At 72.1% G+C, this 13,939-nt stretch carries 14 protein-coding genes; 8 read left to right on the forward strand and 6 right to left on the reverse strand.

Annotated features, from left to right (window positions below; genetic code table 11):
* Window positions 1-16 precede the first annotated feature (16 nt).
* Window positions 17-1,438, forward strand: coding sequence for a phosphatidylinositol-specific phospholipase C domain-containing protein (locus P3T37_RS23750; RefSeq protein ID WP_280725832.1), 1,422 nt, complete (start codon window positions 17-19; stop codon window positions 1,436-1,438).
* Window positions 1,439-1,457: 19 nt separating this feature from the next.
* Here P3T37_RS23750 and P3T37_RS23755 read toward each other — a convergent pair whose 3' ends face one another.
* Window positions 1,458-2,255, reverse strand: a complete 798-nt coding sequence (locus P3T37_RS23755) for a YwqG family protein (RefSeq protein ID WP_280725833.1) — start codon at window positions 2,253-2,255, stop codon at window positions 1,458-1,460.
* Window positions 2,256-2,334: 79 nt separating this feature from the next.
* On the opposite strand from P3T37_RS23755, the gene P3T37_RS23760 reads away from it, so the two are divergent.
* On the forward strand, window positions 2,335-2,985 hold the full coding sequence (locus P3T37_RS23760) for an MOSC domain-containing protein (RefSeq protein ID WP_280725834.1): 651 nt from the start codon (window positions 2,335-2,337) through the stop codon (window positions 2,983-2,985).
* Window positions 2,986-2,996: 11 nt separating this feature from the next.
* Here the strand turns inward: P3T37_RS23760 and P3T37_RS23765 are convergent, their stop codons facing one another.
* From P3T37_RS23765 to P3T37_RS23775, 3 genes are all read right to left on the reverse strand, one after another.
* Complete coding sequence (locus P3T37_RS23765; protein ID WP_280725835.1) at window positions 2,997-4,133, reverse strand: MerR family transcriptional regulator; 1,137 nt, start codon at window positions 4,131-4,133, stop codon at window positions 2,997-2,999.
* 71 nt (window positions 4,134-4,204) lie between these two features.
* Window positions 4,205-4,402 carry a hypothetical protein gene (locus P3T37_RS23770; protein WP_280725838.1) on the reverse strand — a complete coding sequence of 66 codons (198 nt, stop codon included), beginning with the start codon at window positions 4,400-4,402 and terminating at the stop codon, window positions 4,205-4,207.
* Window positions 4,399-7,620, reverse strand: coding sequence for a DEAD/DEAH box helicase (locus tag P3T37_RS23775; protein ID WP_280725839.1), 3,222 nt, complete (start codon window positions 7,618-7,620; stop codon window positions 4,399-4,401). The genes P3T37_RS23770 and P3T37_RS23775 overlap by 4 nt, the downstream gene beginning before the upstream one ends.
* 156 nt (window positions 7,621-7,776) lie before the next feature.
* Here P3T37_RS23775 and P3T37_RS23780 point away from each other — a divergent pair, with 156 nt between their 5' ends.
* The 3 genes from P3T37_RS23780 to dmpI all read left to right on the forward strand — a co-directional run bounded on the left by P3T37_RS23780 (window position 7,777) and on the right by dmpI (window position 9,728).
* On the forward strand, window positions 7,777-8,406 hold the full coding sequence (locus P3T37_RS23780; RefSeq protein ID WP_280725840.1) for a YceI family protein: 630 nt from the start codon (window positions 7,777-7,779) through the stop codon (window positions 8,404-8,406).
* A 100-nt stretch (window positions 8,407-8,506) separates the two neighbouring features.
* Window positions 8,507-9,430, forward strand: coding sequence for a LysR family transcriptional regulator (locus P3T37_RS23785; protein WP_280725841.1), 924 nt, complete (start codon window positions 8,507-8,509; stop codon window positions 9,428-9,430).
* Between the two features lie 115 nt (window positions 9,431-9,545).
* Complete coding sequence (dmpI, locus tag P3T37_RS23790) at window positions 9,546-9,728, forward strand: 4-oxalocrotonate tautomerase DmpI (RefSeq protein ID WP_280725842.1); 183 nt, start codon at window positions 9,546-9,548, stop codon at window positions 9,726-9,728.
* Between the two features lie 75 nt (window positions 9,729-9,803).
* On the opposite strand, the gene P3T37_RS23795 is transcribed toward dmpI, so the two are convergent.
* Entirely contained in the window at window positions 9,804-10,772 is a 969-nt protein-coding gene (locus P3T37_RS23795) for a LysR family transcriptional regulator (RefSeq protein ID WP_280725843.1), read from the reverse strand.
* A 119-nt stretch (window positions 10,773-10,891) separates the two neighbouring features.
* Here P3T37_RS23795 and P3T37_RS23800 point away from each other — a divergent pair, with 119 nt between their 5' ends.
* Window positions 10,892-12,100, forward strand: coding sequence for an MFS transporter (locus P3T37_RS23800; RefSeq protein WP_280725844.1), 1,209 nt, complete (start codon window positions 10,892-10,894; stop codon window positions 12,098-12,100).
* Window positions 12,101-12,191: 91 nt separating this feature from the next.
* Here P3T37_RS23800 and P3T37_RS23805 read toward each other — a convergent pair whose 3' ends face one another.
* A complete protein-coding gene (locus P3T37_RS23805) occupies window positions 12,192-12,740 on the reverse strand; it encodes a GNAT family N-acetyltransferase (protein WP_280725845.1) in 549 nt (182 codons plus the stop codon).
* Between the two features lie 112 nt (window positions 12,741-12,852).
* Between P3T37_RS23805 and P3T37_RS23810 the strand changes: the two genes are divergently transcribed.
* The gene (locus P3T37_RS23810) at window positions 12,853-13,257 is read left to right on the forward strand and encodes a hypothetical protein (RefSeq protein ID WP_280725846.1); all 405 of its coding nucleotides are present in this window, start codon (window positions 12,853-12,855) and stop codon (window positions 13,255-13,257) included.
* 99 nt (window positions 13,258-13,356) lie between these two features.
* Window positions 13,357-13,899, forward strand: a complete 543-nt coding sequence (locus tag P3T37_RS23815; RefSeq protein WP_280725847.1) for a DCC1-like thiol-disulfide oxidoreductase family protein — start codon at window positions 13,357-13,359, stop codon at window positions 13,897-13,899.
* Window positions 13,900-13,939: the final 40 nt, after the last annotated feature.

Here is a 13,939-nt window from a genome sequence, read left to right on the forward strand (position 1 = left end):
CCTCGAGAGGCCTCCTGTGACGCAACCACCAGCACTCGGCCGCAAGTTCCGCACCGCCCTGCGCCGAGGCGCGAACCGCGCCGCACGCGCCGCGATGGTCCTCGCCGTACTCGCCCTCACCCCGTTGGTCGCGGCCGACCCCGCCGCGGCAAACGGAACATCGAACAACGACGCTTTCAACAACATCGGACCGTCCTGGCACGCGAACTGGATGGCTTCCGTACCCGGCGACACCTCGCTGTCGGACATGTCCATCCCCGGTACCCACGAGACACTCGCCCTCCACGGTGGTGAGTGGGTCCAGACCCAGCAGAACTACGGCGACAGCGCGGCAACCCTGACAACTCAGCTACAACGCGGCATCCGCGCCATCGACATCCGAGTCCGGGTCATCGGCGGCAAGTTCGCCATCCACCACGGCAGCTACTACCAGAACGCGAACTTCGACGACGTCCTGACAAAGGCGCGAGCCTTCCTGAGCGCCTATCCCAGCGAGACGATCCTGATGCGTCTCCACTCCGAATGCACAGGACAGACAGGGAGTTGCACCGACGATCCCTCGACGGTCGACCAGAGCACGCGCGAAACCATCTTCAACCAGTACGTGGCCCAGTACTCAGGTCTCTTCTACGGCTCCTCGGTGGTCCCGGGCCACCCGACCGGCATGCCGACGCTCAACCAGGCCCGCGGAAAGATCGTGCTGACCAGCTTCGAGGGGCCCCAGGGCGGTGACTACGGCTACGGCATCTCCGGGTACAACGACAACAAGGAGGACGCCTACTCGGTCTGCAACCAGCCGCAGAAGTGGAGCGCCGTACAGAGCAACCTCAATCAGGCGGCCCAGAACACCAACCACTCCACGTTCGTGACCTACACATCGGCGAACTGTGTGCCGTACGGGACCTTCCCGGCGAACGTCGCCGGGGGCTTCCGGGCCCCCGGCGTGAACATCGACCTGATGAACTACCTCAACAGCGGCGGCGGCAACGGCGGCCACCTCGGCGTCGTCATGATGGACTTCCCCGGCTGGGCCCTGATGGACGACATCATCTACCGCAACCGGGCCCCCATCACCTCAGGAATCCCCGGCTACTGCCTGGACGACTACGCCGGGAACGGCGCCGCCGGCGCGAAGGTCGACGCCTACGCGTGCAACGGCACCGCCCCGCAGATGTGGACCATCGTCGGAAACACCGTCCGGACACCTGCCGGAATGTGCCTGGACGTTCGCAACGCCGGCACCGCCAACGGCAACCCCGTCGAACTGTGGAACTGCAACGGCTTCGCCAACCAGCAATGGGTACCCGACGGCAAGCACGAACTCGTCAACCCCGCCTCCGGCAGGTGCCTCGACGTCCCCGGCTGGCAGACCGGCGGCACCCAGCTCGACATCTGGGACTGCCAGGGCTCCACGAACGAGCAGTGGCTCCACGCCTGACCTGCGATTCGAGGCTGAATCAACAGCACTGCCCCTCCGCCGTGGCCTTACTGAAGTCACCCTCGGTGAACGCCTTCACTGGGATCGTGAAGTAGAGCGTTCCGACGTCACCCCAGCCCCACCCGAGCTGCGCATCCGACGCGAGCTGGAGCAGATGGATCGCAGGCCCGTCGGCGTCGCGGGAGGTCACCCGGAGCGTGTAGGAGGTGTCGGGCCAACCGAAGGCGCAGTGGCTGTCGGCGGTGTTGCCGTCGAGGTCTGCCATCTCGGTGAGGATGAGCGACGCCGCGCCCCAGTGCTCGTCCGCATCGAAGTCGACGTCACCGTCCTCGACGTCCCAGCAGTCCGGGAGCATGGTGACCTCGGCGGCGTGGACGGAGGTGGCCGGATAGCTCCTCGCCGGTACGGGTGCGGCGATCTCGACCGCCCGCCCGGGATCGGCGGGAACCACCCGGTACGCCTCGGGCCGGTAGGTGTCCAGTTCCCGGTACACCTCGTACGGCACGTCCGGATCGAGGGAGAAGAAGTTGAGCAGGCCCGGCCGCGTGGGCAGTTCGTCCCCGAGCCAGGCAGCGAGGGCGTCGGTGTCGAGTACGGCGAGCAGCGACAGCGGGACGCCGTCCAGTTCGGGCCAGGGGGTGCCCGGTTCGAGAAGCGCGGGTCCGCCGAGCCGGCAGCGGCCGGCGGCCTGCGTGGTGTCCGTCGCAGGGCTCAGCCGGAAGCCGCGGCGGGCCATGGCCGCGAACTGCCCGCCGGCCTTCTCGCCGAGCCGTTCGGCGCACTGCCGGCGCAACTCCGTGGCGTCATCGAATTCCATGCCGGGATCCTCTCAACCCGATCCGGGGCAGGCGGATATCCGGTGGCCCCGGCCTGCGGTGGAACGTAGCGTCGGGAGTATGAAGCTGCTCTCGGTCAATGTCGGCAGGCCTCGGCCGAACCCGTGGAAGGGCGCCGCCGAGACCGGCATCGACAAGCGGCCCGTCGACGGCCCGGTGGCCGTCAGCGAGCCCGGTCCCCGGGGCACCGGCGCGGTCGGGCTGGCCGGCGACCGGGTCTACGACCTGCGGAACCACGGCGGTTCCGACCAGGCCGTGTATGCCTACGCCCGGGAGGATCTCGACCGGTGGGAGCCCGAGTTGGGCAGGCGGCTCGCCTCCGGCTCCTTCGGGGAGAACCTGACCACCCTCGGCGTCGACGTGAACGGCGCCCTGATCGGGGAGCGCTGGCGGATCGGGACGACAGTCGTCCTGGAGGTCTCCTGCCCGAGGATCCCGTGCGGGACGTTCCAGGGCTGGCTGGAACGGGCGGGCTGGATCAAGCGGTTCACCCAGGCCGCGCTGCCCGGGGCGTATCTGCGGGTGATCGAGCCGGGCGACATCCGGGCCGGCGATCCGGTCGAGATCGTGCACCGGCCCGACCATGACGTGACCGTCGCGCTCAGCTTCCGTGCGCTGACCCTGGAGCCGGACCTGCTGCCGCGCCTGCTGGCCGCCGACGCCCTGCCGGAGGAGGCGAAGGCGACCGTCCGCCGGCGCACCGGGCAGTAGCGGAGCGGGTGTCAGCCGAGCCGGATCGGCATCAGGAGCGAGAAGGCACCCTCGCCGGCCGCCGGTCGAATCGCCAACGGGCTGATCGCACCGCCGAGTTCGAGCACGAGCTGACTCTGGGTGCCGACGGCCAGCGCCTCCAGCAGGAACTCCTGGTTCACCGCGACCCGCAGGTCGGTGTCGGCCGCGGTGTCCGCCGTGGGTTCGACGTCGTCGGCGACCCGGACGTTCCCCGCCGCGTCGACCACGAGGACGGTGGCCGCGACCTCGGTGCCGTCCGGGGCGGAGGCGCTGCTGCGGGTCGGGCCGTCCGACACCGCCCGGCGCAGTTCGGCCGCCTCGATCGCGACCCGGTGGGTGGTCTCCAGGCGCAGCAGGCGGCGGTAGTCGGGGAAGTCGAGGTCCAGGGTGTCACCCTCGACCGAGCGCCCGTCCGCCGAGACGGCCACCCGCCCGCCGCCGACCAGCACGGTCAGCTCGTCGGCGCCGACAGCCTCCGCCAGTCCACGGATCTCGTCGGCCAGCCCGGCGGGCACCAGCACGCTCGACCCGCCTGCCGCCGCGTCGACGTCGTTGCCGCCGGACCCCGGCAGACGCTGCGCGGCGGCCTCGGCGACCGCGATCCGGTACCGGTCGGTGGCGACCAGGCGCAGCACGTCGCCGTCCAGGTCGAACAGGACGCCGCCGAGCATCGGCAGCTCCGGGTCTGCGCTCACCGCGAAGCGCACGGCGGCCAGCGCGGCGGCCAACTCGCCGCGGTCCAGGGTGAGTCGGACGGTGGGGGTGGACGTGGTCATCGGGTGCTCCCTCTGGTCGAGCAGGACTCGGACGGAGGAGAGTTCGCGGCGCGCATCGGCCAGGCCGTCCTCCAGCCGACGCAGGTGCGCGTCGAGCGCACTGCGGGCGGCCGTCGAACCGGCGGGCTCGGCCAGCACCAGCCGGATGTCGGCCAGCGGCAGTCCGACCCGGCGCAACCGGCAGATCAGCCGGGCGTCGGCCAACTGGGACGGTGCGTACCAGCGGTAGCCGCTCTGCGGATCCACCCAGGCGGGTCCGAGGACACCGGCGCCGTCGTAGAACCGCAGCGCACTGACGGTCAGGCCGCTCTCGCGGGCCAGCCGGCCGATACTGCGCATCTCGCTCTCCATGCCGATGACTCTGGAGTCTCGACCAGGTCGAGGGTCAAGCCGGACGGCTGCTGCGGCTTGAGCAGGATCGGTCACGAGGTCATCGCCCGGTAGGCGGGAGCCAGCAGCACCGCCAGGTTCCGTCCCCGCACGGTGATCTCCGGAGGCGACAGCCGGTCGACCGGGAGCACTGGCGCGTCCGCCCCCTCCGCGTCGGCCTCGGCCGCCTCGCCGAGGACGAACTCGCCCAGCCAGTAACCCTCCAGGCGGTCGATCGCGCGATCCGTCATTCCGCGACCGCCTCCTCCGAGAGGGTGACCAGTTCGCGCAGCTCCTCGACGGAGAGCTCGGTGAGCCACCGCTCGCCGCCACCGCCGACCACCGTCTGCGCGAGCGCGCGCTTGGATTCGATCATCTCCGCGATCCGCTCCTCCACCGTGCCGACGCACACGAAGGTGCGCACCTGAACGTCCCGCTGCTGACCGATCCGGTGGGCCCGGTCGGTGGCCTGCTGCTCGACCGCCGGGTTCCACCAACGGTCCAGGTGGATCACCTGGTTGGCCGCCGTCAGATTGAGTCCGGTGCCGCCCGCCTTGAGCGAGAGCAGGAAGACGCCGGGCCCGTCCCGCTCCTGGAAGCGGGCGATAAGCTCCTCGCGGCGGCGCGCGCTGAGGCTCCCGTGCAGGTAGAGCACCTCGGTGTCCAGCCGTTCGGCCAGGTGGCGGTGCAGCATCGTGCCGAACTCGGCGTACTGGGTGAAGACCAGGGTGCGGTCGCCCTCGGCCAGGGCGGCCTCCAGGGTCTCCTCCAGCCGCGCCAGCTTGCCGGACCGGCCGGCCACCGCCGAGCGGTCGTGCAGCAACTGGGCCGGGTGGTTGCACACTTGCTTGAGCTTGCCGATCGCCGCAAGGACGGTCCCCTTGCGCTCGACGCCCTTGATCCCCTGCACCCGGTGCAACAGGTCTGCCACCACGGCCTGGTAGAGGCCGGCCTGTTCGGTGGTGAGCGTGCACCAGACCGTCATCTCCTGCTTGGCCGGCAGCTCGGCGGCCACCCCGGGGTCGCCCTTCAACCGTCGCAGGATGAACGGGCCGGTGCGGCGCCGGAGTTCGGCGAGCCGCTCGGCGTTCGCGTGCTGCTCCACCGGGATCGAATAGCGCTCCCTGAAGGCCGAAGCCGAGCCGAGCAGCCCGGGGTTGGCGAAGTCGAGGATGGCGTGCAGCTCGGCGAGCCGGTTCTCCACCGGCGTGCCGGTCAGTGCGATCCGATGGTCGGCCGGAAGTGAACGCAGCGCTCTGGACTGGGCGGTGGCGCTGTTCTTGACCATCTGCGCCTCGTCGGCGATCACCCGGCGCCAGGGGATGCGGCGCAGCTGCTCGGCGTCACGCTGGACCAGCCCGTACGTGGTGATCACCAGGTCCGCCGCGCTCACGGCGGCGCGCAGCTCGTCGCCCGTGGGCCGTTCGGCGCCGTGCTGGACATGCACCCGCAGGGACGGCGCGAACCGGGCTGTCTCGCGCCGCCAGTTGCCGACCAGCGACATCGGGCAGACCAGCAGGGTCGGTCCCACTTCGGCAGACCCCGGCCGCCCCGCCTGCTCGGCCTGCTCCGCCTGCTCGGCCTGTTCGGCGCTGAGCAGGGCCAGCGTCTGCACGGTCTTGCCCAGGCCCATGTCATCGGCGAGCACCGCCCCCAGACCCAGCCGGGTGAGCGACCGCAGCCAGGCCACCCCGCGTTCCTGGTACGGGCGCAGCGCGGTCCCGAAGCTGTCGGGCAGCGGCACCGCCGTGGACACTGCGGTGTCCGCGCGGTCCTCGCCGCCGTCCACCTGCGCGCGGAGCAGTCCGCCGAGCACGCCTGCGGCCCGGACGGAGGTGACCGGCAGACCGCCGACGACGGCCTCCGGATCGAGCGCTAGCCGCAGCAGCCGTCCCGGCGTCGTCTCGCCGCGCCCCTCACGGGAGAGGAAGGCGACGGCAGCGGCGATCTGCTGCGCGTCCACCTCCACCCACTGACCGCGGACCCGGACCAGTCCCTCCTTGGCCGCGGCCAGATCGGCCAACTGCTCAGCGGTGAGCGGCTTTCCGTCCAGCGCTGCCTGCCAGTGGAAGGCCACCACGGCGTCGCGGTCGACCTGCCCGGGCGTCTCCACCGCGCCGGGCGCGGCCACCCGAGCGGCGAGCGCCATGCCCAGCCGCGGCGGCCGCTGCCACCAGGTCGGCAGCAGCACGCCGAACCCGGCTGCGGTCAGCACCGGCGCCGCCTCGCGCAGGAAGGCGAGCGCGCCCGCCCGGTCCAGCGCCAGCGAGTCCGGGCGGGCGCTGCGCAGTGCGGGCCGCAGCTCGCTGCGGCAGCGCACCGCGCGGTCCAGCTCGGCCAGGTAGGCGGCCTGCGGGTCGTCGGTCTTGCGCTCGAAGGCGGCGAGCGCCGCGCCGCCGGCCCACAGATCCGCGGTCTGGACGAGCAGCGAGGGCTCGTCGGCGGCCTGGAGCAGGAAGTCCAGCCGCCAGTGGTCGTCGGAAGGGCGGCCCTCGGGGTCGGTGGGGTCGGGGCCGAGCGGTTCGACCAGGCGGAAGCAGAGCCGGACCGACTCGGCGGCGGGCCCTCCGGAGGCGTACCAGGCGGCGAGGCGGCCGGCCAGCGCGTCGAACGCCTCGGGATCGGCAGCCGTCCCCGGTGCCGCGTCGACGGCGATCCGGCCGTCGGCGGCACCGAGCGCCACGAACCAGCGTTCCGCCAGCCGCTCGCGGCCGTCCGCGGCCTCCAGGGGATCGGGGAGCGGCGGCAGCCGGAGCGCCTGCGGCTGCTCGGCCAGCGCGGCGCGCACCTCGCGGTCGGTCAGCACGTCGAGCACCTCGCCGAGCAGATCGCCGCCGTCCCGCTCGCCGCGGCAGACCGGCGGGCAACCGTCCGCCAGCGCCGTGGCCTCGCGCCGCTCGGCAGCGTTCAGCACCGGCCGCCAGCGCGCGTGCGGCACCCCACCCTCGCGCACCAGGGCCGGCAGGACCCGCCCCCGCCCGGCCAGCCGCCAGGCGAGGTCGTGCACGCCGGTGAGCCAGCGCAGCGACGCCCCGTACGCGACATCCACCCGCCCGGCCCCCGGCAGCTCGGAGCTGCTCAACGCCCAACGGGGATCGAATAGTTCGCCCAGCAGCTGAGCCGCCTCGGCCGATTCGAAGAGCAGCGCCGGCACCCGCCAGGAACGCAGCGAGACACCACTGGCACCCCGCGTGCCGAGCAGCTCGGGCGAGGGACTGGGCGAGCCGCTGAGCGAGGGCAGCGCCAGCGTCGCCCAGCGCTCCGGCGCCTGCCCAGCCAGCCACTCCAGCCTGGGCCCGATCCCGGCCAGCAGCTCCGCCAGCAGGCCGGCCGGACAGGCGTACGGGTGCGGGCGCACCGCATCGGGCCCGCCGGGGACCGGCCCGCGCGCGGCGGCCAGGGCTCGCGCATCCTCGGCCCAGAGGGCGAGCCGCCCGCCCGCCAGCCAGAGGCCGTGTACGGCGAACATAGAACCCGGCCCTCCGGTCTGCGAACAGTCTCCTTGCAGCGTAGCCGCGACCTGCGACATCCCGATTCACCAGATGGTTGAACATTGAACCAAAGCGCGCTACGGTGGAGAACAAGTTGAAGCCTAAACAAATGGCTTCGGACCTCAGGAGGAGCCATGGGCCTGTTCAGCCGCAAGACCGTCACCGAATCCGCCACCGCCACCCTGCCGGGGGCACCGAGCCACGCCACCACCCCCGGCACCGACCTGTCGCACCTCACCGGTGACTACGTCATCGACGCCACGCACAGCAGGATCGGCTTCGCCGTCCGCCACGCGATGGTCACCAACGTCCGCGGCGAGTTCACCGACTACGACGGCAAGCTGCACCTCGACGGCGGCGACCCGGCCGACTCCCGCGCCGAGCTGGTCATCAAGGTCGCCAGCGTCGACACCGGCAACGAGCAGCGCGACGGACACCTGCGCACGGGTGACTTCTTCGAGGCCGAGGCCTTCCCGGAGATCGCCTTCCGCAGCACCTCCACCCAGCAGATCGACGCCGACACCTACCGGCTGACCGGCGACCTCACCATCAAGGCCACCACCCGCCCGGTCGTCCTGAACCTGGAGTTCACCGGCACCGCGACCGACCCCTACGGCATCGAGCGGGTCGGCTTCGAGGGCACGGCCACCGTCGACCGGACCGACTTCGGCCTGAGCTACAACGCCGCGCTGGAGACCGGAGGGGTGCTGATCGGCGAGAAGGTCAAGCTGAGCTTCGACATCTCCGCTGTCCGGGCCGGCTGACACCCCGTCCCGCCCCTCCGCTCTTCCGGCCTCCCCCGGCCTCTCCGCCCGCTGCGCCTCGGGCAGGATGTCCCGGGGAGACCGGAAGAGCGGAGGGGCTGTGGAACTGCGCCAGTTGCGGTACTTCGTCACGGTGGCGGAGGAACTGCACTTCGGACGGGCCGCCGAGCGGCTGCTGATCGGGCAACCCGCCGTCAGCCAGCAGATCCGGCGGCTCGAAAGGGAGTTGAGGGTCGACCTGTTCGACCGGACGCCTCGCCTGGTCCGGCTCACGCCGGCCGGTGAGGCGTTTCTGCCTGCCGCCCGAGCGGTGCTGAGCGCCGAGGACGCGGCCCGCGCGGTCGCCGCCGATCTCGCGGCCGGGCGGCTCGGCACCTTCCGCCTCGGCACCATCACCGGCCTCGGCGAGCGCCTGGACCGGATCCTGGACGCCTTCGACCAGCACGCCCCCGGCCTGCGAGTGGAGTTGGCCGCACTGCCGATCAAGGAGCGGCTGGCCCAGCTGGCGGACGGTCGCCTGGACGCCGCGTTCGTCCGCGGAGCGGTCCCGCCGGACTCCCCGGAGCTGCGGTATCTGCCGCTCTGGCAGGACGAGTTGGTGGCCGCTGTTCCCGGCAGGCACCCACTCGCGGAGCGCGACTCGCTGCGCCTGGCCGACCTCGCCGAACTGCCGTTGCGCCTCACCGAGCGCCGCAACCACCCGGCGCTGGTCGACCTCGTCCTCGGCGGCTGCCAGCAGGCGGGCTTCGAGCCGATCCCGGGCCCGACCTCCAGCACCCTGCAGGACACCCTGGCCGCGATCGGGTCCGGCACTCCGATGTGGACGGTCGTCTACGGCGCCAACGCGCGGATCATGCGGATCCCCCGGGTCGCCTTCGTCCCGTTCGCCTCGCCCGGGCTGGCGCTGCCGACCTCGCTCGCGGTCCGCCGCAGTGCCGGATCGGCGCCGGCCGCCGCGACCGGACTCGACCTGCTCCTGGAGGCCTGCCGAGCCCAGCTGACCAGTGACGATCAGGATTCGTGATCGCTGCGAGAGTGATTCGGGTCTGGGTCAGGGCCGGTGTCCCGCGATGAACTGTTCCCCGTAGGCAGAACGCACCGGAACAGCCGGTGCCGGCCGATCGATCAAGGAGCAGATCATGCCGATCGTCACCGTTCAGCAGGGCCCCCGCGACGTCGAGCTCAAGCGCGACCTGGTCGCCCGGATCACCGACGCCTTCGTGGACGCCTACCAGATCCCGGCCGAGACGGTTCAGGTCTGGATCCACGAGGTGCCCACCGACAGCTGGGGCGCGGCCGGCAAGCTCATCGCCGACAAGTGACCGTCCGGGGCGGCGGATCGGGGTGGCAACTCCCCCCGCCGCCCCCGGCCACCCTCGCCGATCACATGCCGCCGATCACATGCCGCCGAGCAACTCGGCGTCCTCGGCGGAGAGCCAGCTCCCCTGCGGACGCAGCAACCAGCCCTCCCGCGCCCCGATCTCCCGCGCCTGACCGCGCAGCAGTTCAACTCCCCTACCGGCACAGCCCTTTCGGCACACCATGCCGACCAGGGTGAGCGGCACCGGATCGACCAGCGGACGAGTCACCGTGCCGGCGAGCTCCGGACCGCCCAGGGTGGTCAGCATCGGGTCGCCGTGCCGGGCGATGTAGCGGGCCGTCTCGTCCGCTCCCACCGGTGGCGTGAACGGCGCGGCGGCCGTCAACCCGTGGGCAGCCAGCAGGCGTTCACCGAAGTCGGTCCACTCGGTGGTGGCCGGGTTCCCGGCACAGATGTCCACCGGATGGCCGACCAGCTCCGCCACCCGCACCGCGCTGTGCCGCGCGAGCGGATGTCCCTGCGGCAGCATCACCGCCAACCGCTCCAGCCTGACCGGGAGATGGGACAGCTGATCGCGCACGGCAGTCGGCAGACCGCTGAAGCAACCGAACGAGACGTCCAGCCGGTGGGCGACCAACTCACGCGCCGCAGAGGCGAGTCCACCGTGATAGCGGGCCAGGAGCTCGGCCTGGGGATCGGCCGCACGAGCCGCGGCCAGGATCCGGTCCGCCGTCAGGTCGTCGCCGGTCACCGCACTGTTGAGGTCGACCAGGAGCGGCCGATCCGCCGCCGGGGCGAGCATCTCCTCCTGCAGACTGAGCAAGCGGCGTGCCTGCGGCAGCAGTTGCTCACCCGCCGGGGTGAGCGCCACGCTGCGCGTGGTCCGGACGAAGAGCTCACGGCCGAGCAGCCGCTCCAGCGTACGAATGTCCCGGCTCAGCGCCTGCTGAGCCAGGTGCAGGCGAGCAGCCGCCTGGCCGAAGTGCAGAGTCTCCGCGGTCACCACGAAGCCGCGCAGCAGACGAGGGTGCAGGTCGACGGGCATGGCAGCAGATTAACAACGTGAGTGCGTCAATGCTCCCGAACAGGTGTTGGACCAGCAGTACGCGCGCGGCCCAGGCTGAGGGTTCTCCTCTTCCTCCCCCTTCCTCCGCCTGGAGCCCTGTGTTCTCGTCGTACCGCCGACTCCTCGCCCTACCCGGCGCGGCCGCCTTCACCTGCTACGGACTGCTCAGCCGGCTCTCCTTCGGCATGCTGGGCGTCAGCATGCTCGCCATGATCGCCGACCGGCGCGGCTCGTACGCGCTGGCCGGCTCGGTCTCGGCTGCCGGACTTGTCGGGACGGCCGTCGGCATGCCGCTGCTGGGACGGCTGGTAGACCGCCACGGCCAGGCCCGGGTCACCGTGCCCGCGATCCTGCTCACCGCCCTCCCCCGCGTCGCACTGCTGGTGTGCGTCCACGTCGGAGCGGCCGCTTGGACGCTCTTCGCCTGCGCCCTCGCCTCCTCCGCCGGGCCGAACATCGGCGGCATGGCCCGGGCCCGCTGGACCCACCTGCTGCGGGACGACCCGGCAGCCCGCAGCACCGCCAACTCCCTGGAACAGGCGCTGGACGAACTCTGCTTCATGGCCGGACCCGTCCTCGGGATCCTGCTCTGCACCCGGCTCTTCCCCGAGGCCGGGGTGCTGGCCTCCACCGTGCTGTCCACGGTGGGCGCCCTGCTCTTCGCGGCCCAGCGCCGGACCGAACCACCGGTCTCGGGCAGCCCCGCGAACCTCCCCCGCTCTCCGCTGCGGGCGCCCGGCACCGTGGTCCTGGTCGCCGCCTTCCTGGCCGTCGGGATGGTATTCGGATCGCTGGAGGTCACCACCCTCGCCTACCTCGGCGGGCGCGGGCAGCAGACCGCGGCAGGCGGACTGCTGGGGTTGCTGGCGGGCGGATCGTGCGTGTCGGGCCTGGTGTTCGGGTTGTGGCCGGCCCGGCGAAGCCCGGTCGTCCGCTTCCTGCTCGGACTCACGGCGATGACCGGGCTGATGCTCCTCCCGCTCGCGGCGGCCGGCCTCGGCGCGGGGGTGGGAGTACTGGCCGTCGTCCTCTTCACGGCGGGCACCGGGACAGCGCCGACCATGGTGACCGGCATGACGCTGCTCCAGCAGATCCTGCCGACGGGCACGCTGAACGAGGGCATGGCGCTGGCCGTCTCCGGCATCGTGACCGGCATCTCGGCGGGCTCGGCCGCCGGCGGCCTCGCCTCCCAGCACGCCGGCCCGGCCGCCGGCTACGCCCTCTCCGCCGCGGCCGCCGCCCTCGCCCTGCTGGTCACACTGACGGGCTCGCGCCTCCTCGGCCGACACGCGCGAGACGCGAGCTAACCACTGACGGCTGACGGCTGACGGCTGACGGCTGACGGCTGACGGCTGACGGCTGACGATATCTGTCAGCCGTCCTCCGTCCCACCTTCCGCTACGCCCACGTGTACTCGTACTCCGGCAACTCGAAGCCCCCCGGAAACACCGCCCACCGCTCATCCGTGCGCACCCCGCCCGCCCGCTCGTAGAACGCGACAGCGCGGTGGTTCTCCCGCAGCACCTCCAGATAGAGCGCCGCACCGGAATGCTCCGCCCCGGCCCACGCGCGCGCCTCCCGCAGCAGCTCGCCGCCGATGCCGGCGCCCGTCAGGCCGGGCCGGACATGCAGGTTGTCCAGCAGCAGCCGGCCATCCGGCTGCGGAACGAGGTAGGCGAAGCCCACCAGCCGCCCCGGCGCACTCTCCGCCACCAGCAGCCGCGGAGTGTTGGCGGGCTCGCCGTAGTCGACGCCGAGCCGGATCTCCCACAGCGCCTCCCGCTCCCCGAGCAGCCCGGCGCCCAGCGCGGCCGCCGGGACGATCCCGTCGTACGCGACGGCCCAGCTCTCGGCGTGCAGCGCGGCCACCGCCGCGGCGTCGCCGACCCCTCCCACGCGGATCGATACGGCAACGGCGGCAGGGGGGACGGACTTCGCTTCGTTCACACCCCGAGCCTGCCACACGGTCGATCACCCATTCCAAGCTTGAACACGTTCAAAAACAGGTCTACAGTCACGACCAGGAGGTTTTGAACACGTTCGAAACGGAGTGGTCCCGATGGACTACACAGTCGTCAGCTATGCCGCCTACCTGCCCGTCGCCACCGGCGTCACGGTCTGGGTCGCCCGCGCCCTCACCCGGAACGGCAAGGTCTTCCTGGCCGACGTCTTCGCCGGGGACGGTGCCCTCGCCGATGCGGTCAACAACCTGCTGGTGGTCGGGTTCTACCTGCTCAACCTGGGGTTCGTCGTCCTGTGGATGAAGAACGGATCGCAGGTCGTCAACCTCCAGGGGGTCTTCGACGCCCTCTCGGTGAAGCTCGGCTCGGTGCTGCTGATCCTCGGCCTGGTGCACCTGGCCAACGTGTACGTGCTGAACCGGATCCGCCGCCGCGGGGCACTCGACCGCCAGCACCGCCCGCCGGTCGCTCCCCAGGGCTGGACCCAGCCGGCCAAGGCCTGACCCCGGGGCGACCTCGCCGCCCCACCCAGCCCAGCCGCTCCACCCAGCCGGGGAACCCCGCGGCCGGGACGCCGGACAGCCGGAAGGTGGCACCACCCGATGACCGATCACCACAGCGCGGCCGGCCCGGCCGTCACCCGCCTGACCGTCCTGCACGATCCTGGCTGCCTGCTCTGCCGCAACCTCACCGCCTGGCTCCGCGGACAGCCCCAGCTCGTCCCACTGGAGTTCGTCGCGGCGGCCTCCGCGGAGGCGCAGGCGCGCTATCCACAGCTCGACCACGACGCCTCGCTCGGCGAGATCACCGTGGTCGCGAACACCGGCGAGGTCTGGCGTGGTCCGCACGCCTTCGTCGCCTGCCTCTGGGCGCTGGCCGAGCACCGGCCACTCGCCCAGCGGCTCAGCACCCCGGCCGGTCTGCCGCTCGCCCGAGCGGCGGCCTTCGCAGCGAGCAAGTACCGCGCTGCGACAGGGGCGGACCGGGGAGGTCGGGCAGGTCGGGCGGCACCGGGTGCGGAGGGGGCACCCGGTACCGCCCGACCCGGCCTACCGGATCAACCGGACCTAGCCGAGCTACCGGCCCCGGAGTACGACGCCGGCTCCGCGGGATGTAGCGACGGGACCTGCCCGGTCCCCGGCTAGGCTCAACCATCGTGGACGACGCAGTGGCAACAGACACCGG

This window comes from Kitasatospora sp. MAA4 (genome assembly GCF_029893355.1).
Lineage (GTDB): Bacteria > Actinomycetota > Actinomycetes > Streptomycetales > Streptomycetaceae > Kitasatospora.

What these genes read in the sequence shown, in the direction of transcription:
- P3T37_RS23780 (WP_280725840.1), top strand. Translation starts at nt 7,777, where the DNA reads ATGGGCCTGTTCAGCCGCAAGACCGTCACCGAATCCGCCACCGCCACC.
- P3T37_RS23810 (WP_280725846.1), top strand. Translation starts at nt 12,853, where the DNA reads ATGGACTACACAGTCGTCAGCTATGCCGCCTACCTGCCCGTCGCCACC.
- P3T37_RS23770 (WP_280725838.1), bottom strand. Translation starts at nt 4,402, where the DNA reads ATGACGGATCGCGCGATCGACCGCCTGGAGGGTTACTGGCTGGGCGAG.
- P3T37_RS23755 (WP_280725833.1), bottom strand. Translation starts at nt 2,255, where the DNA reads ATGGAATTCGATGACGCCACGGAGTTGCGCCGGCAGTGCGCCGAACGG.
- P3T37_RS23765 (WP_280725835.1), bottom strand. Translation starts at nt 4,133, where the DNA reads ATGGAGAGCGAGATGCGCAGTATCGGCCGGCTGGCCCGCGAGAGCGGC.
- P3T37_RS23775 (WP_280725839.1), bottom strand. Translation starts at nt 7,620, where the DNA reads ATGTTCGCCGTACACGGCCTCTGGCTGGCGGGCGGGCGGCTCGCCCTC.
- P3T37_RS23760 (WP_280725834.1), top strand. Translation starts at nt 2,335, where the DNA reads ATGAAGCTGCTCTCGGTCAATGTCGGCAGGCCTCGGCCGAACCCGTGG.
- P3T37_RS23815 (WP_280725847.1), top strand. Translation starts at nt 13,357, where the DNA reads ATGACCGATCACCACAGCGCGGCCGGCCCGGCCGTCACCCGCCTGACC.
- dmpI (WP_280725842.1), top strand. Translation starts at nt 9,546, where the DNA reads ATGCCGATCGTCACCGTTCAGCAGGGCCCCCGCGACGTCGAGCTCAAG.
- P3T37_RS23795 (WP_280725843.1), bottom strand. Translation starts at nt 10,772, where the DNA reads ATGCCCGTCGACCTGCACCCTCGTCTGCTGCGCGGCTTCGTGGTGACC.